General features: G+C 67.8%; 18 protein-coding genes and 1 pseudogene. 11 read left to right on the top strand and 8 right to left on the bottom strand.

Annotated elements, in window-relative coordinates; all coding sequences use genetic code 11:
• Nucleotides 1–105: 105 nt before the first annotated feature.
• The 10 genes from JWP60_RS07455 (at nucleotide 106) to JWP60_RS07410 (ending at nucleotide 11,153) form a co-directional block, all read left to right on the top strand.
• Complete coding sequence (locus tag JWP60_RS07455; protein ID WP_299788582.1) at nucleotides 106–1,014, top strand: MoxR family ATPase; 909 nt, start codon at nucleotides 106–108, stop codon at nucleotides 1,012–1,014.
• Between the two features lie 13 nt (nucleotides 1,015–1,027).
• Nucleotides 1,028–2,209: a VWA domain-containing protein gene (locus JWP60_RS07450; RefSeq protein ID WP_299788579.1), complete on the top strand. Its 1,182-nt coding sequence runs from the start codon at nucleotides 1,028–1,030 to the stop codon at nucleotides 2,207–2,209.
• A gap of 15 nt (nucleotides 2,210–2,224) precedes the next feature.
• A complete protein-coding gene (locus JWP60_RS07445) occupies nucleotides 2,225–2,911 on the top strand; it encodes a carbon monoxide dehydrogenase subunit G (RefSeq protein WP_299788576.1) in 687 nt (228 codons plus the stop codon).
• 13 nt (nucleotides 2,912–2,924) lie between these two features.
• Nucleotides 2,925–3,923 (top strand): tripartite tricarboxylate transporter substrate binding protein, encoded by a 999-nt coding sequence (locus JWP60_RS07440; RefSeq protein ID WP_299788573.1) that lies wholly within the window; start codon nucleotides 2,925–2,927, stop codon nucleotides 3,921–3,923.
• 2 nt (nucleotides 3,924–3,925) lie between these two features.
• Nucleotides 3,926–4,687, top strand: a complete 762-nt coding sequence (locus JWP60_RS07435) for an ABC transporter ATP-binding protein (RefSeq protein ID WP_299788570.1) — start codon at nucleotides 3,926–3,928, stop codon at nucleotides 4,685–4,687.
• Complete coding sequence (locus tag JWP60_RS07430) at nucleotides 4,665–5,645, top strand: PQQ-dependent catabolism-associated beta-propeller protein (RefSeq protein WP_299788567.1); 981 nt, start codon at nucleotides 4,665–4,667, stop codon at nucleotides 5,643–5,645. The genes JWP60_RS07435 and JWP60_RS07430 overlap by 23 nt, the downstream gene beginning before the upstream one ends.
• On the top strand, nucleotides 5,638–6,837 hold the full coding sequence (locus tag JWP60_RS07425) for a branched-chain amino acid ABC transporter substrate-binding protein (protein ID WP_299788564.1): 1,200 nt from the start codon (nucleotides 5,638–5,640) through the stop codon (nucleotides 6,835–6,837). Before JWP60_RS07430 ends, JWP60_RS07425 begins: the two co-directional genes overlap by 8 nt.
• Nucleotides 6,834–7,718: an ABC transporter permease gene (locus JWP60_RS07420; protein WP_299788561.1), complete on the top strand. Its 885-nt coding sequence runs from the start codon at nucleotides 6,834–6,836 to the stop codon at nucleotides 7,716–7,718. The genes JWP60_RS07425 and JWP60_RS07420 overlap by 4 nt, the downstream gene beginning before the upstream one ends.
• Before the next feature lie 187 nt (nucleotides 7,719–7,905).
• The gene (locus JWP60_RS07415; protein ID WP_299788558.1) at nucleotides 7,906–10,071 is read left to right on the top strand and encodes a TonB-dependent receptor; all 2,166 of its coding nucleotides are present in this window, start codon (nucleotides 7,906–7,908) and stop codon (nucleotides 10,069–10,071) included.
• A gap of 14 nt (nucleotides 10,072–10,085) precedes the next feature.
• Nucleotides 10,086–11,153 carry an XdhC family protein gene (locus JWP60_RS07410; RefSeq protein WP_299788555.1) on the top strand — a complete coding sequence of 356 codons (1,068 nt, stop codon included), beginning with the start codon at nucleotides 10,086–10,088 and terminating at the stop codon, nucleotides 11,151–11,153.
• Between the two features lie 18 nt (nucleotides 11,154–11,171).
• Here the strand turns inward: JWP60_RS07410 and JWP60_RS07405 are convergent, their stop codons facing one another.
• From JWP60_RS07405 to JWP60_RS07395, 3 genes are all read right to left on the bottom strand, one after another.
• On the bottom strand, nucleotides 11,172–11,582 hold the full coding sequence (locus JWP60_RS07405) for a carboxypeptidase regulatory-like domain-containing protein (RefSeq protein ID WP_299788552.1): 411 nt from the start codon (nucleotides 11,580–11,582) through the stop codon (nucleotides 11,172–11,174).
• Nucleotides 11,583–11,687: 105 nt separating this feature from the next.
• Nucleotides 11,688–12,101, bottom strand: a complete 414-nt coding sequence (locus JWP60_RS07400) for a DUF1801 domain-containing protein (RefSeq protein ID WP_299788549.1) — start codon at nucleotides 12,099–12,101, stop codon at nucleotides 11,688–11,690.
• 64 nt (nucleotides 12,102–12,165) lie between these two features.
• Nucleotides 12,166–12,648 (bottom strand): ester cyclase, encoded by a 483-nt coding sequence (locus JWP60_RS07395; protein WP_299788546.1) that lies wholly within the window; start codon nucleotides 12,646–12,648, stop codon nucleotides 12,166–12,168.
• A gap of 302 nt (nucleotides 12,649–12,950) precedes the next feature.
• Between JWP60_RS07395 and JWP60_RS07390 the strand changes: the two genes are divergently transcribed.
• Nucleotides 12,951–13,505: a DUF3280 domain-containing protein gene (locus tag JWP60_RS07390; protein WP_299788543.1), complete on the top strand. Its 555-nt coding sequence runs from the start codon at nucleotides 12,951–12,953 to the stop codon at nucleotides 13,503–13,505.
• Nucleotides 13,506–13,745: 240 nt separating this feature from the next.
• On the opposite strand, the pseudogene JWP60_RS07385 reads toward JWP60_RS07390, so the two are convergent.
• The 5 genes and pseudogenes from JWP60_RS07385 to JWP60_RS26750 form a co-directional block, all read right to left on the bottom strand.
• Nucleotides 13,746–13,859 (bottom strand): annotated as a pseudogene (locus tag JWP60_RS07385) (VOC family protein); the annotation flags it as partial.
• 67 nt (nucleotides 13,860–13,926) lie between these two features.
• Nucleotides 13,927–14,403, bottom strand: coding sequence for a hypothetical protein (locus JWP60_RS07380; RefSeq protein ID WP_299788540.1), 477 nt, complete (start codon nucleotides 14,401–14,403; stop codon nucleotides 13,927–13,929).
• A gap of 112 nt (nucleotides 14,404–14,515) precedes the next feature.
• Nucleotides 14,516–14,917: an SgcJ/EcaC family oxidoreductase gene (locus JWP60_RS07375; protein WP_299788537.1), complete on the bottom strand. Its 402-nt coding sequence runs from the start codon at nucleotides 14,915–14,917 to the stop codon at nucleotides 14,516–14,518.
• Nucleotides 14,918–15,963: 1,046 nt separating this feature from the next.
• Nucleotides 15,964–16,131 (bottom strand): hypothetical protein, encoded by a 168-nt coding sequence (locus tag JWP60_RS07370; RefSeq protein WP_299788534.1) that lies wholly within the window; start codon nucleotides 16,129–16,131, stop codon nucleotides 15,964–15,966.
• A gap of 78 nt (nucleotides 16,132–16,209) precedes the next feature.
• The gene (locus tag JWP60_RS26750) at nucleotides 16,210–16,431 is read right to left on the bottom strand and encodes a DUF433 domain-containing protein (RefSeq protein WP_363320834.1); all 222 of its coding nucleotides are present in this window, start codon (nucleotides 16,429–16,431) and stop codon (nucleotides 16,210–16,212) included.
• Nucleotides 16,432–16,609 lie beyond the last annotated feature (178 nt).

The following is a 16,609-nucleotide window of genomic DNA, read 5'->3' as shown; positions in this document are numbered from 1 at the left end:
TCTGGGGGAGGGTTGGGGTGGGGGCGCTCGCGTGCCCGTGCCCTGCGTTTGGGGGCGCCCCCACCCAAGCCCTCCCCCGATGGGGGAGGGGACAATCAGGCATCCATGACCACCACGCCTTTTCCGTCCATCGACACCCTGCAGCAATCCCTGCAGTCCGCCGGCTACTTCGCCGAGCGGCGCCTTGCCACCGCCGTCTTTCTGGCGCTGAAGCTGCAGCGCCCGCTGCTGCTCGAAGGTGAGCCCGGGGTCGGCAAGACGGAGCTCGCCAAGGCATTGGCGCTCGCGCTGCAGCGCACGCTGCTGCGCCTGCAGTGCTACGACGGCCTCGAGCTGCGCGAAGCGCTCTACGAATGGAACTACGCCGCGCAGCTGCTGCACATGCGCGCCGTCGAGGGCAAGGAGAGCGCCGACCAGATCGAGCGCGAGGTCTACCAGGACCGCTACCTGATTCGCCGTCCCCTGCTGCAGGCCCTGCAGGCGCCCGAGCCCGGCGCGGTGCTGCTGATCGACGAGGTCGATCGCGCCGACGAACCCTTCGAGGCCTTCCTGCTGGAGTACCTCGGCGAGTACCAGGTCAGCATTCCGGAGATCGGCACGATCCAGGCACGGGCGACGCCGGTCACCATCCTCACCAGCAACCGCACGCGCGAATTGAACGACGCTGTCAAGCGCCGCTGCCTCTATCACTGGCTCGACTACCCCGGCCGCGAGCGCGAGCTGGCGATCGTGCGCGCCCGCGTGCCGGAAGCGGGCGACGCGCTCTCGCGCCAGGTGGCACAGTTCGTCGGGCGATTGCGCAGCCAGCCGTTTGCCAATGCCTTCCAGCGCGCGCCCGGCATCGCCGAGAGCGTGGAATGGGCCAAGGCGCTGGTGGCGCTCGACACCCTGGCGCTCGACCCGGAGGTCGTGACCGACACCGCCGGCATCCTGTTCAAGCAGCGCGAGGACGTGGCGGCGCTCACCCGCGATTTCGCGGCCGAACTGCTCAAGCCCGAAGCGGAGCCGGCCTGACGCGCCCCCCACCATGAGCACCCTCGGTGATGCGCGCAGCGGCAAGTTCGCGGACAACATCGCGGGCTTCGGCCGGGCCTTGCGCCGCGCGGGCCTGCGGGTGGACAGCGCCCGCATCGCGCTCGCGCAGCAGGCCGCGCAGCTCGTGGGCGTCGGCGACAAGTCCGACCTGGGCGCGGCCATGGAGACCGTGCTGGTGAGCCGCGAGCAGGAGCGCACGGTGTTCCGCGAGCTGTTCGATGCGTACTTCCGCGACCCCGAGCTCGCGCACAAGCTGCTCGCGCAGATGCTGCCCACCACGCAAGGCAGGGCCGAGCCCTCCAAGCGGCGCCCGCGCGTGAGCGAGGCACTGGCGCCGCAGAAGCGCTTCGGCGGCGCGCCGCGGCCGCCCGATCGCGAAGTCGAATTCGATGCGGCCATGACGGCCAGCGAGCTCGCGCGGCTGAAGCACGCCGATTTCAATGCGCTGTCGGCCACCGAATTCCACCTGGTCGAACGGCTGGCACGCGACATCGCCTTGCCGGTCCCCGAGATGGCGGTGCGCCGCATGCGCCCCGGCATGCGCGGCCCGCAGCTGCACTGGTCCCGGACGCTGCGCCATGCCGCGCACACCGGGGGCGAGCTGCTGGTGCTGCGCCGCATGCAGCGCCGGCGGGAGCCGCTGCCGCTGCTCGTGCTGGTGGACGTGTCCGGCTCGATGGAGCGCTATGCCCGATTGCTGCTGGCCTTCCTGCATGCGGCCACCAGAGCGCACCGGCGGCGCGACGTGTTCGCCTTCGGCACGCATCTCACCGACCTGACGCCGGCATTCCGCATCGCCGACAGCGACGCGATGCTGCTGGCCGCCAGCGCCGCGATCGACGACTTTGCCGGCGGCACGCGCCTGGGCGAATCGCTGGCCACCTTGCGACAAAAACATGCCCGCCGCCTGGTGGGCCGGCGCACGCTGGTGCTGGTCATCAGCGATGGCCTGGACACCGGCGAGCCCGAGGACCTGGCGCGCGAACTCGATTGGCTGACGCATCGCTGTCGCCGCCTGCTGTGGCTCAACCCGCTGCTGCGCTTCGAGGGCTATGCTCCGCTCGCCCGGGGGGCGGCCGTGCTGCACCGGCACGCGCACGCGATGCTGGCCGTGCACAACCTGGCCCGGTTGCAGGACCTGGCCGGCAGCCTCTCCGACCTGCTCGCCACCTAGAACGGAACACACAACATGGATATGCAAGGCAAGCGCCACCTGGCGGTCACGCAGCAGCAGGCCTGGGAGGCGCTGAACGACCCGCAGGTGCTGAAGGCCTGCATCCCCGGCTGCGACCGGGTGGAGGCCACCGGCGAGAACCAGTATGCGATGGGCATGGCCGTGAAGGTCGGGCCGGTGTCGGCCCGCTTCGGCGGCAAGATCCTGCTGGTCGATGTGCTGCCCCCCAACAGCTACACGCTCAACTTCGAAGGGCAGGGCGGCGCCGCCGGCTTCGGCAGGGGCAATGCGAAGGTCAACCTGGCGCCGGCCCTCGAAGGCAGCGGCTGCGAACTGAGCTACACCGCGCACGCGCAGGTGGGCGGCAAGATCGCGCAGGTGGGCCAGCGCCTGGTCGATGGCGTGGCGAAGTCGATGGCGGAGGACTTCTTTCGCCGCTTCGAGCAGGAGATGCAGCGCCAGCACCCGGAGGCCTACGCGGTGCCGGAATCCGCCAGCGAGGCGCCGGTGTCTGCGACCGAGTCGCTGCCCCGGCCGCCGACCCGTGCCGCGCGGCTCGGCGCCGCGACGGGCCGGCCCGCAGGCGACGTGCTGGCCTCGGAAAATCCGCTGAAGTCGGGCGCCTACAGGCGCATGCCGATCTGGGTGTGGGCCGCGTTTGCCATCGTGGTTGTCCTGGGGCTGCTGCTGCTGGTGCGCTGAGGAGACACAGAGCATGAACCGGCCTGCCACACGCCCCTTGACCCGACGCGCGCTGGTAGGCGCAGTCGCCAGCGCAGTCACCCTGCCGGCCTTCGCATTCGCCCAGAGCGCCAGCTATCCCTCGCGGCCGATCACGCTGGTGGTGCCCTGGCCCGCCGGCGGGCAGACCGACATCACCATGCGCATCCTGGCCGAGCTGGCCGCGAAGCAGCTCGGGCAACCGATGATCGTGGACAACAAGCCGGGCGCCGCCGGCACGCTGGTGGGGCCCGTGATGCACAACGCCACACCCGACGGCTACACCATAGCGCAACTGCCCCTGACGCTCTATCGCGCGCCGCTGCAGCGCAAGGTCAGCTGGGATCCGGTGCGCGACATCACGCCGGTGATCCAGATCTCGGGCGTGACCTTCGGCATCGTGGTACCCGCCGACAGCGAGTTCCGGAGCATTGCCGATCTCGTGGCCTGGGGCCGCGCCCATCCCGGCTTGCTGACCGTGGGCTCCACCGGCGTCGGCAGCACCGCGCACCTGGCGATGGAGGACGTGCTCTCGCGCGAGGGCGTGCCCTACATCCACGTGCCGTACAAGGGAACCGCCGACCAGATGCTTGCGGTCGCAACGAAAACGCTGATGGTCGGCGTCAATTCCACCGGCTTTGCGCCCTATGTGGAGGGCGGCAAGCTGCGCCTGCTGGCCACCTTCAATGCGGCGCGCAGCAAGCGCTGGCCGCAGGTGCCGACCATGCGCGAGCTGGGCTACGCCGAGGCGGTCTACACCTCGCCCTACGGCATCGGTGTGCCCGCGGCGGTGGAGCGCGACATCGTGCGCAAGCTGCACGACGCCTTCCGCACTGCGCTGTTCGACCCGGCGCACCTGCGGGAACTCGCCAAGTACGACCAGGACGCCGAATACCTCAACACGGCCGATTACGCCCGCTACGTCAGCGAGGTCACGGCGCGTGAGCGGGTGCTGCTGGCGCGCCTGGGCCTGAGCACACCGCGGGCGGAGTAAGCGTGGACACTGCCATCCCGGTTCTCGCCTGCCGCGAAGTTTCCAAGCGCTATGGCCGCACGCAGGCGCTCGATGCGGTGTCGCTCTCGGTCTTTCCCGGTGAGATGGTCGCCTTGCTGGGGCCCAATGGCGCCGGCAAGTCCACCTTGTTCCAGCTGCTCACGGGCCTGTTTGTCGCCGACTCCGGCACGGTCGAAGTGCTGGGCGCGGACATGCGGCGCGAGCCGGTGCGCGCGCTCGCGCAACTGGGCGTCGTCTTCCAGCAGCCGGCGCTGGACCTGAATCTTTCCGTGCGCGCCAGCCTGCGCTTTCATGCCGACCTGCACGGCCTGCCTTGGTCGGTCTCGCGCCCACGCATCGATGCGCTGCTGGCGCGCTTCGGCCTCGCCGGTGCGGCGGCCAAGCCGGGGCGTGAGCTCTCGGGCGGCAACCGCCGCAAGGTGGAACTGCTGCGCGCCTTGTTGCACGAGCCGCGCCTCTTGCTGATGGACGAGGCGACGGTGGGGCTCGACCCCGCCTCGCGGGCGCAACTGATCGACGAGGTGCTGCGTGCGCGCGCCGAGCGTGGCCTTGGCGTGCTGTGGGCCACGCACCTGGTGGACGAAGCCGAGCGCGCGCAGCGCGTGATCGTGCTGCACAAGGGCAAGGTGCGCTGGGACGGCAGCGCCGACGGACTGCGCGAGGCGCAGGGGCGCGACACGCTGCAGCAGGCCTTCCTGCAACTGACCGGAGGAGAAAAGAATGCGGACAAGACCCCGGCCTGAGCGCCGGCTCGCGGCGCTGGCGCTGCTGGCCTTGGCCTGCGCAGCGCAGGCCAAGGACACCGGCCAGGTGTTCGTGTCCTCCGAGAAGGACAACGCCATCGCGATCGTCGATGCGGCCAAGGGCGAAATCGTCGCCTCGCCGGCCGTGTGCAAGCGGCCGCGCCACATCCAGCTGTCGCCGGATCGCCAGCGCCTGTTCATCGCCTGCAGCGACGACCACAGCGTCGCGATCTGGGACATCGCCAGCCGCAAGACGGTGACGCGGCTCGACGTCGGCGAGGACCCGGAGGCTTTCGACCTCAGTCCCGACGGCCGCATGCTCTACGCGTCCAACGAGGACGACTCGGCGCTCACCGCCTTCGACCTGGGCACGAAGAAGAAGGTCTTCGAGGCCAAGGTGGGCGGCGAGCCGGAGGGCGTGAAGGTCAGCGCCGATGGCAAGCTGGTGTACGTCACCTCCGAAGTGGCGGGCACGGTGCACGTGATCGACGCGGCCAGCGGCAAGGCGGTGAAGACCATCCCGGTGGGCAAGCGGCCACGCCGCTTCGTGCTGGCGGGTGGCGAGCTGTGGGTCAGCAGCGAGCTCGATAGCAGCGTCAGCATCATCCGCACCTCCGACCACACGGTGGTGGGCAAGATCTCCTTCCTGCCGCAAGGCATGCGGCCTGAAGACGTCACGCCCGTGGGCATGGCGCTGTCGCCGGACGGCAAGACGGCGTACGTGGGGCTGGGCCGCGCCAATCACGTCGCGGTGGTCGATGTCGCCTCGCGCAAGGTCAAGGAGTACGTGCTGGTGGGCAAGCGGCCCTGGGGCCTCGCCCTTTCGCGCGACGGCAAGCGGCTGTACGTGGCCAACGGCCTCTCCGACGACATGACGATCATCGACACCGGCACGCTCAAGGCGATCAAGACGCTCAAGGTCGGCCGCGTGCCTTACGGCGTGGTGATCGATGACTGAAGGCGCTCGCCTGCTGTCGTGGACGCGCCGGTCGGTGCTGCTGGCGGCGGCTGCAGCCACGCTGCCGGTGCGGGCGCAGCAGCGCCTCTTCGTGCTGGGCATGCTGTCGCAAAGCGACGACGAGCGCTACAGCCCGCAGGCGCTGCAAAGCGCTTTTCCCGATGCGCCCGGTGGCCGCTCGGCGCCGGCCGCGGAGATCGCCCTGAACGACAGCCTGGTCAACCTGCAGATGGCCACCTGGACGTCGTCGCAGCTGATGGCCACCGAGGCGCCCGCTTCCGGCCTGGTCGCCACCTTCAACCAGTTGCTGCAAAAAGGTGTGCATCACGTGATCCTGGAACTGCCCGCCGCCGGCGTCGCAGCGGTGGCCGCGGCCGCCGCCGGCAAGGACGTGATCCTGTTCAACACCGCGGCGCCGGAGGACGCGTTGCGCGCAGCGCAATGCGCGACGAACCTGCTGCACACGCTGCCCAGCCACGCGATGCAGATGGATGCGATCGCGCAGTTGCTGGTGCAACGCAAATGGAATCGGCCGCTGGTGCTGGTCGGGCCTACGCCGGGCGACCGCTTGCTGCAGGCGGCGTGGCAGCGCTCGGCCAGGCGCTTCGCGTTGCGGCCGGTGGCCGAACACGCGTTCAAGCTGTCCAACGATCCGCGTGAGCGCGACCTGGGCAACGTGCGGCTGCTCACGTCCGAACGCGATTACGACGCGGTGGTGGTGCTCGATGCGCAGGGCGAGTTCGCGCGTGACGTGCCGTATCGCACCGTGCTGCCGCGGCCCGTGTTGGGCAGCAACGGGCTGACCGCGCAGGCCTGGCACCCGCTGTTCGAGCGCGATGGCGGCCCGCAGCTCACGCGCCGCTTCCTGCGCCGCACCGGCCGGCCCATGGGCAGCTACGAGTGGGCCACCTGGGTCGCGGCGCGCGCCGCGGCGGAAGTGGTTGGCGCGTACAACAAATCCACGATCGCGCAGCAGTTGCAGGCGCTGCGCCAGGGCGCCGTCACGGTCGACGGCTACAAGGGCGAGCGCCTGAGCTTTCGCGCGTGGGACGGCCAGTTGCGGCAGCCGCTGCTGCTGGCGTACGGCAGTGGCGTGGCGGAGATGGCGCCGCTGGAGGGCTTCCTGCATCCGCGCACGCCGCTCGACACGCTGGGTTACGACTCGCCCGATACCGGGTGCAAGGCACGATGACCGCCGTCCCTCCTCCCCAGGACGCAGCGCCGGCGGTGGCGCAGCCGCCGCGCCCCGGCAGCTTGCGGCTTGCCCACGCGCTGCGGGCCTTGCGCGCGGTTGCCGGTCGCGAGCTGCACAGCTTCGTGCGGCAGCCGGGTCGGCTGCTGTCGGCGCTGGTGCGGCCGCTGCTGTGGCTGCTGGTGTTCGCCGCCGGCTTCCAGAACGTGTTCGGCGTGGCGATCACGCCGCCCTACGAGACCTACATCGAGTACCGCGTGTACCTGCTGCCCGGACTGCTTGGGATGGTGGCGCTGTTCAACGGCATGCAGAGCTCCCTGGCCATGGTCTACGACCGCGAGATGGGCGTGATGCGCCTGCTGCTCACCGCGCCGCTGCCGCGATGGTGGATCCTGGCCTGCAAGCTGGCCGGCGGCGCGTTCCTGTCGCTGATGCAGATGTTCGCCTTCCTGCTGGCGGCCTGGGCGTTCGGGATCGATCTCGCGCTGAAGAACGTGCTGTTCGCGCTGCCGGTGTTCCTGCTGGCGGCAGTGATGCTCGGTGCGCTGGGCCTGGTGCTGTCGGTCTACGTGCGGCAGCTGGAGAACTTCGCCGGCACCATGAACTTCGTGATCTTCCCGATGTTCTTCCTCAGCACCGCGCTCTATCCGCTGTGGAAGCTGCAGGAGTCGGGCGCGTGGATGGTCCACGGTATCGCCCGCTTCAACCCCTTCACGCATGCCGTGGAGGCGATGCGCTTCGCGCTGTACGGGCAGTGGCTGGGTGAGAGCCTGGCCGTGGTCGTCGCTTGCACGATCGCCTTCTTCGCGCTCGCGCTCTGGGGCTACGACCCGCAGCGCGGCGCACCACGGCGGCCGCAAGGGGGCGGGCCGCCGCCTTGAGACGCATCGGTTTTTCTCCTTCACCCTCCGGGGGAAGGCTGGGATGGGGGCGCTCGGCCCGAAATGAGCGCCGCAGCGCCCCCACCCCAACCCTCCCCCAGAGGGGGAGGGAGCGACACCTTCCGGCCTTGACGCCCGACGCGGCGCAAGGTGAGGATGCGCACACAACGATTACCCGAGGGGACTCATGACAAGCAAGCTGGCCCTGGCCGCCGCGGCCCTCGCCACCTTTCAGGCAGCAGCGCAGACCCCGCTGCCCTCCGTGCCCGCCCCCGATGCCGAACGCACGCTGCGCCCCGTGGTCGTCACGCCCACGCCGGGTGTGGCGCAGGACGCGTTCGACACGCCCGCCTCGGTGGATGTGGTGACCGGCGAGCAACTGCGCAACGCGCAATTGCAGGTGAACATGTCGGAGACGCTGGTGCGCGTGCCCGGTGTCGTCGCCTTCAACCGCCAGAACTACGCGCAGGACCTGCAGATCTCGATCCGCGGTTACGGGGCGCGCTCCACCTTCGGCGTCCGCGGCCTGCGCCTGTACTCCGACGGCATCCCGGCCACCGCGCCCGATGGCCAGGGACAGATCTCGCATTTCGACTTGTCTTCGGCGGACCGGCTCGAGGTGCTGCGCGGCCCGTTCTCGGCGCTCTATGGCAATTCCTCCGGCGGCGTGATTGCACTCTTCACCGCCGACGGCCTGCCCGGCACGCAGTTCGAGGCGGGCACCGCCTTCGGCAGCGATGGCATCCGGCGCGAGAACGTGCGCGTGGCCGGCGACGAAGGGCCCTGGAACTGGAACCTGAGCGCCAGCCACTTCGCCACCGACGGCTTTCGCGACCACAGCGCCGCCAGCCGCGACGGCGTGAACGGCAAGGTGCGCTTCACGGCCTCGCCCGACACCCGCGTGACCCTCGTGCTGAACTCGGTCGACATGCCCCACGTGCAGGACCCGCTGGGCCTCACGCGCGAGGAACTGCAGGCCAACCCGCGCGGCGTCGATCCGACCGCGCTGCAGTTCAACACGCGCAAGTCCGTCAACCAGACGCAGGGCGGCATCATCGTGGAGCATCGCGTCGACGAAGTGAATTCGGTCAAGGTGACCACCTGGTACGGCCAGCGCAGCACCGAACAGTTCCAGGCGATCCCGGTCGGCACGCAGGCCGCGGCCGGCAGCCCCGGCGGTGTGATCGAACTCGATCGCAGCTACGGCGGCATCGACGCGCAATGGGTCGCGCGCATGCGTGCCTTCGGCGGCGGCCTGGCCCTGACGGCGGGCGTGCTCACCGACCGCCTCAACGAACACCGGCAGGGCTTCAACAACTTCACCGGCACGGTCGCAGCGCCGACCGGGCTCGGCGTGCTGGGCGCCCTGCGCCGCGACGAAGAGAACCATGCCCGCTCCTTCGACCAGTACGCGCAGGGCACCTGGGAGGGCGAGCGCTGGAGCTTCACGGCGGGCCTGCGCCATTCGCAGGTGAAGTTCGATTCGGCCGATCACTTCATCACCACCGGCAACGGCGATGACAGCGGCGCCGTGCGGTACAGCGCCACCACGCCGGTGGTGGGCGCCGTCTACCACGTGAGCGACACGCTGAACGTCTACGCCTCCGCGGGCCGCGGCTTCGAGACGCCCACGCTCAACGAGATCTCCAACCGCCCCGGCGCGCTGCCGGGGCTCAACCTCGACCTGCGCCCGGCCACCAGCCGGCAGTACGAGATCGGCGTGAAGGCCGAGCCGGTGCGCAACTGGCGCGTCAACGCCGCCCTGTTCGAAGCGCTGACCTCCGACGAGATCGCGGTGCTGACCAACCAGGGCGGCCGCAGCACCTTCCAGAACGTGGGGGCCACCCGCCGCCGCGGCCTGGAGACGGCGATCGCCGGCAGTTGGGACGCGGCCTGGTCCACCTATGCGACGCTGACCTTCCTGGACGCCACCTACCGCAGCGACTTTCTCACTTGCCCGGGCGCGCCTTGCCCCACGGCCGCCAACCCGGCGGTGCCGGTCGCGGCCGGCAATCGCATGCCCGGGGTGCCGCGCGTGACGGCCTATGCCGAGCTTGCCTGGAAGCATCGGCCCTGGGGCCTGGAGACGGCGCTGGAGAGCCGCTACATCGCGCGCTTGCCCGTCAATGACAGCAACAGCGATTTCGCGCCCGCGGCCACCATCTTCAGCGTGCGGGCTTCGCTGGTGCAGAAAGTGAGCCGCTGGAGCTTCAGGGAATTCCTGCGGCTGGACAACCTGTTCGACCGGAACTATGTAGGCTCGGTGATCGTCAACGAGGGCAACCGGCGCTTCTTCGAGCCGGCGCCCGGCCGCACCTGGCTGCTGGGCGCCAACGCGGTGTACGCCTTCTGAAGGGAACAGGAACCATGGAAAACCTCGACGTGATGGTGCTGCGCACGCTGCGCGACTGGCGCGCGGCCGGCAAGCGCGCGCTGCTGGCCACCGTGGTCCGCACCTGGGGATCGTCACCGCGGCCCATCGGATCGATCATGGCCCTGGCCGAAGACGGCGCGGTGGTGGGCTCGGTCTCGGGCGGCTGCATCGAGGACGACCTGATCTACCGCCACACCCAGGCCTACTCGGGCAAGGAGCCGGGCCACCAGATCCCCTCAGGCCCGCCGTCGTTCGTCAAGTACGGCGTGACGGCCGACGAGGCGCATCGCTTCGGCCTGCCCTGCGGCGGCACGCTCGAACTGCTGCTGGAGTACGACCCCGACGCAGCCTCCCTGGAGCAACTGGTGCAATCGCTCGAGGCAGGGCGCCTGATGCGCCGCACGGTGCGGCTGGCCGACGGCGCGACGACGCTGGACGAGGCGCAGGCGCCCGAGGAACTGCGCATCGCGGGCGGTGTGCTGGCCAACACCTTCGGCCCCGAGTACCGCATGCTGCTGATCGGCGCCGGGCAGCTGACCGAATACCTCGCCACGATGGCGCTGTTCAGCGGCTTCGCCGTGACGGTGTGCGATCCGCGCGAGGAATACCGCGGCGCCTGGAGCGTGCCCGGCGCGCGCGTGGTGAGCGAGATGCCGGACGACGTGGTGCTGGCCTTCCGGCCCGACCGGCGCAGCAGCGTGATCGCGTTGACGCACGACCCGAAGCTCGACGACCTGGCCCTGCTGGAAGCGCTGAAGACCGAGGCCTTCTACGTCGGCGCGATCGGCAGTCGCCGCAACAACGAGGCGCGGCACCAGCGGCTGGTGGAGCACTTCGCCCTCACCGCCGCCGACCTGCAGCGGCTGCGCGGGCCGATCGGCGTTTACATCGGCAGCAAGACGCCCGCCGAGATCGCCGTGAGCATCATGGCGGAAGTGCTGGCCGTGAAGAACGGAGTGACCCTGCCGCGCGACATGGAAGTCGCGCAGGCCAAGAACCTGCGCGCGGTGCAGGCCAACGACGCGGGTGACCTGGTCTGCGGGGTCGCGGCCACGCGCTGAGACGCGGCCTCGGCGCTGTCAGCGCGCGTTCCAGACGAACGAGATGCGCGCGGGCGTACTGCCTCCGAGCTGCACGTCCTTGCCCTGCTGCTGGCCGCCGTAGGCGGCATCGATGCGAAAGCGCCCGGAGCCGGGCACGTCCAGCAGCATCAGCGGCCCCTCGCAGCGGCCTTGCGTCAGCAGCTTGCCACCGCTGTCGCTCACCTTCACGTCCACGCCGGCCACATAGGCACCGCCGGGCGTCGCGAAAGTCACCAGCGCATTGTGCGAGGCGGCGTCGTGCTTGAACTTTTCCTGCTCGTCCTGCCCCACGCCACCGCAGACAAACTTCGCCGCACTGGCGTCGCCCCGCGCGGCCGGTGCCGATTGCGCGCACGCCAGCGCCGCGGCCTGGCAAAGGACGGCAAGGATCAGGTACTGCTTCATCATGCGAATCTCCATACCCAAAGAGTGCGCCTGCGGATGGGTTGCTTGCGTCAGCAGTCGTGTGCGGGCGCAGTAGGAGCCGTCTGATGCGGCACGCCACCTACGCGGCTACTTCTTGGCTGGCTTGCTCTTCACCTTGGCGGCATTGAGCGCAATGGCCGCGCGGATCAAGGCCTTGAACGCGGCGGCGTCGACCTCCTCGCCCTCGCGGATGTCGATCGCCCGGCGGGTGTTGCCCTCGAGGCTGGCGTTGAAGAGCCGCGCCGGGTCTTCCAGCGAAGCGCCCTTGGCGAAGGTCAGTTTCACCACGGACTTGTAGTGCTCGCCGGTGCAGAGGATCCCGTCGTGCGACCACACCGGCGTGCCCATCCACTTCCATTCTTCGACGACCTGGGGGTCCGCTTCCCTGATCAGCGCGCGCATCCGCCCTAGCGCCTGCCCGCGCCAGTCGGCAAGCTGCGCGATGCGCTGGTCGATCAGCTGCGATGCTGGCAGGACTTCGGTGTCGGGCGGATTCTTCATGGGGACTCCGGAAGGGGATCACGGTTGCCGGTGCCGCCATTCTCCCGCCTGCGAGCACGAAGGGCTACTGCCGCAAGCCTTGCAGCACCTCCGCGATATCGGTCAGGTCCCAGTGCTCGGCGAACTTGCCATCCTGCACGCGCCAGATGTCGATGGTGTGGAAGGTGAAGGACTTGCCCGTGGGCGGCACGCCGCGGATCGCCTGGGTATGGGTTGCGGAATAGCTGGTGCGCGCGACGACCTTGTCGCCGGCGATCACGCGATCATCGATGTGGAGCGACAAGTCCGGCATCGTCGCGAACAGCCGCTGGAAGGTGGCCATCTGCGCCGTGAGTCCCGAGGGGCTGCGGCCGGAATGCTGCACGTAGGCTTCGGTGAAGAACTCCGGGAAGCGCGCCGTGTCGTGCGCGTTCACGGATTCGACATAGCGATCGAGGAGGGCGGTGTGGGCCCGGTCGGGTCCGCACGCCTCGGCGGCGCTCGCGGCGTGAGCGAGCCCGCCAAGCGCGCTCCCGACAACACAGTGAAGCAGCGTGCGCCTGTCCATGGTGTGCCTCCGCGGGCAGGGCCCGCATGCGGCGCAATACTAGGCGGCTGCGCGCAGGGATCAAGCAGCCTTGTCGCCTGCGGGACCAAGCCGCGCAGAGACGGTTCCCTTGGCGGGAAATCTTCTTCCATCGTGCGCGAAGCGGAGCTTCATCGTCGGGGCTAGCGCGGCTTCGAACTCGAACCACTCAGATCCCGTCAGTCCCGCGGTAAACCGCGCGGTTTCGATCGCTCCATGCGTAAGGCCAGGGAAATGATTGCTGGCATAGTAGTGCGCATGAACTTCCTCTGGAAGGAAAGCAGATGAACCTTGGCCGCAGGACCGTGGTTGCATCGGCTGCCGCCCTTTGGTTTGGCTGGCCTCGCGCATTTGCGCAGACTGGCGCGGCGGCGCCGAAGGTTCGAAATATCGCGGTGCTGCAGATTGAACTGTTGGATGACCAGAACAATCCGCTGACGAAGGCCGCACAAGAGGTTCGCCTGCGCAAGGCCTTGGTTCAACTTCGTCAGGAACTGCAAGAGCGGCAGCTCTATCGAGTTGTTGACGCAGCTCCCACGCAAGCACTGCAGGAAAGGCTGCGAGCGCAGCAGGAGTTCTTCTATCGCTGCGACGACTGCGCCGCGCAGGTTGGCCAGCAACTTGGGGTAGATCTCGTCATGACCCCGTGGGTGCAGAAGGTCAGTGAACTGATTCTGAACTTCAACGTACAGATCTTCGATGTGGCGGCCGGAAAAGTCATATTCAGCAAGTCGGTCGACATGCGTGGGAACGAAGATGAATCCTGGATGCGTGCTGTTCGCTACCTCGTGCGTGACATGGCCGAGAAGCGCGCGATCAATCCGGGATACGGACAATAGATTTCGGGTGCGTGGGACACAGTTGATCGTGGATGGTGACGGCCAAGGGCAACGGTCAATCACATCGGCGGGCAGCCGCAGCGTCAATGGCTTGCGTTGGTTTTCCGAGGGAGGCCGACCTCCCTTGCTGATCTCGGCACGCGCCAACGTGGCTCATTGATTTCGGGGAGTTCCTCGTACTCGCTTGCGCCAGTGAACGGATGGTTGCCAACCCGAGTCTGGCTTCCTATCGGAAATACCTTAGCCGAGCTGCTCCGCGAGCGCGACAATGATGCCCTCAGGCCCACGAATGTAGGCTAGCCGGTACGTGTCCCCGTACTGCATTTCGCCAATGAGCTCGGCCCCGTGAGCACGCTTCATCTCGGCGGGACAACAGGCGTTTTCTGGCGGCTAGGCCGTTGTTGTCGCGTCGAATGACCTGTCAGCCCACAGTGGCCGCAAAGACAAATTCATCAGTGGCGCTCCATACATGCCCGGGCCACGAGCGGTAGCCGCGCAACCAGGGTACACCATTGATACGGCGCAGATAGAAGCCGCTCGGATCGTCATCGTCCTCCGAAACGGGGATTGACGCGACGGTGAGCGAGCCAGGCGGCGCCTGATTGTGAGATATGGGTGAGCCGATGAACCCTTCGGCTTGCGTCGTGAATTGCAGGCGAAGATGCGGCGCAAGCTCGAGCGCGCACGGCGAGAGGCCGCGCAATGCGGCCGCGCCGAGAATCTCCGCGAACGTTCCGCCACCAGGAAGACCGAGCCTTGCAACCGACGTTTGAGTTACTTCGACGATGCTCGGAGTAGCGCAAGTGACGAACCGAGCGTCTGCGAACAGTTGACGACCGAGCTCATTGACTTGCACGCCGGCCCGACATAACTGGTCGAGCAGATCCGCCTTGCTCACGCCTCCGACACGAACGACCCGGTACATCGATGCAGCGGTCTAACGGAGAAGTGACCGGCGCACAGCAGGCCGGTGAAAGCCGGCCGATAGGACGTCCGGGTCGACTGCCATGTCAGGCGTCATCACCTGATCCAACGGGCATGAGGAGGTTGGCGTCTCTCCTGACCCGCCACTTGCCTCCTTGCTTGTACAGGACGGTGAGAGCGTGCCCAGCTCGCGTGACGGGGGGAGTGTCGGGTTGTGATGCCGTCACTCGCAGTTTGCTGATCATGAATGCCCAGTCGCCCGCAACTTTCAGGTCCAGTATCTCGCTGCTGCCGTCGAATGACACGGAGTGCTGGGCCTGAGAGGGCGAGGCGGCAGTGAACGCTGACTTGCCGAATGGTTCCTTGCCCGGCACAAGGAAAACGACGTCGTCCGTCATGAGGCTCAAGATGGTGGCCATATCTCCAGCCTTTGTCGCGGACAGCCATTCGGCCACGAGTTCTCGAATTGCGCTTTCATCCGAATTCATATCCACCCTCCAAGTGACGGTTGACGTCCGAGTTGACCGGCACGCAGCGGCAATGCGCTGCGAGTCTTACGCTCAGAAACACGCCTCGCGGCGCAATGCCGCTGCGTGTCGGCGTCGACCTGTTGGACCGCATGGCCTTCTCGGCGCTGCTCCGGTGGACGTCTGAGACGTGGCAAGACAATGCGGAGAGAACTCGGCGACTGGGTACAGGGACTGTCATCTGCGCTTGATGCGATACTTTGAATCAACGAGGTGAAAGCCACAAACGACGATGACAGCAGCTCCTGAAAGTACCTCAGGCCAAGCGCTTATCGGATACCCGAGTTGCAGTATGACCACGGCACCCGCAATAGACCACACAGCGGCAATGACAGACAGGCCCGCCCGGTTGCGTGCATAGCGCAGCCGCGCCCCCGGACCGAGGTGCTCGATGCCGCGAAGCCAAAGGAATCGTCCTCGCCACCATTGAAGCGCTACCCACAGCAGCGCTGCGGCCGAGGCTAGCGTCGCCAAGCAACAAATTGCATGGACGGCGAAGAACACGATGTTTTGCTCAAGGAGCGGCCACGGACGCTTCGAATGGTACGGAACGACTTCCTTACCGTCTACGTTTGCCACCCAGGCACGCCATCGGGGTGGCCCCGACTCCTCCGCCTGCAATCGAAGCGCGACTTGTGCGCCGCCAACCGCGGCACTGCGCAACCGTTCATCACAAGACAGGACGAGCGTTCGATACTGTTCTCCGACAAGAAGAATCAGATCGAACGTCTGGTACCTTGCACCCCGACACGGACGCGCAGGCTGCAGTACCCGTCCCTCCACGACGGTCAAGGACTCCAGCGCAGGTATGCGGGAGTTCAGCCACACGCTCAGGCCAACGGCCGAGGCCGCGGCCATCAACAACGCGCAGAGTACCGCGATAGATCGACGCATGCGGCCTAACTCTTCGGAGTTGACCGGTTACCGTAAGGCGCGGGCGCTGGCGCGAAGCGTACGGAAGCACGTGGGCGTACTCGTCAACCTGTTGGCCAGGAACCCCCGCTGTCTCACAGTTTGCCACCAGCCATCAGTGTGGACAAGACAACGATGGCCAATCGGCGTCCCGCGAGGTTCTGTTGGTATTTCAGCTTCTTGTCCGTAGTCAGGAACACGTCGAACCCTTCGGCCTCCGCTGCCGCGATTAGCGCGCCGTTCTGCAGCGTGCCCCAGCCCAACTCAAATGCAGTTCGACGGAGTGCCCGATCAATGCGTGACGCAGCGGCGCCGGCGTACCTGGTCGAAGAGAACGCGCACTACACGACTGCCGCAGAACTCCGGGCAGCGTGCTCAAGAACAGCACGGACTTGTTCCAGGGACACGCCCGGGAACCACTGCACGAAGTCTTGGATTGACGCGCCATCCTCAAGGTTTTCGAAGAGTGCAGCGACGGGCACGCGCGTGCCGCGGAACACCCAGGCGCCGCTAAGATGGCTGGGGTCTTGCTCCACGGCGGAACAGCTGGACCAGTCAATCATGGTGCTCATGCTAGCACTGAGGGTCAGTGATGGCTAACGTCGGAGTTGACCGGCGCGGAGCGGCATTGCGCCGCGAGGCGTACGCTCACCAGCACGCCTCGTGGCGCAATGCCGCTGCGTGTCCGTGTCGAACGACCTGTTGGGCCTCACTCCTCGGTCCCTCACTTGGGCCCCTTGC

Origin of the sequence: Ramlibacter sp., assembly GCF_028291745.1 — a bacterium.
Classification (GTDB): domain Bacteria; phylum Pseudomonadota; class Gammaproteobacteria; order Burkholderiales; family Burkholderiaceae_C; genus Ramlibacter.
The sequence above is the reverse complement of the archived record's forward strand: the minus strand, read 5'-3'. Positions and strand labels throughout refer to the sequence as shown.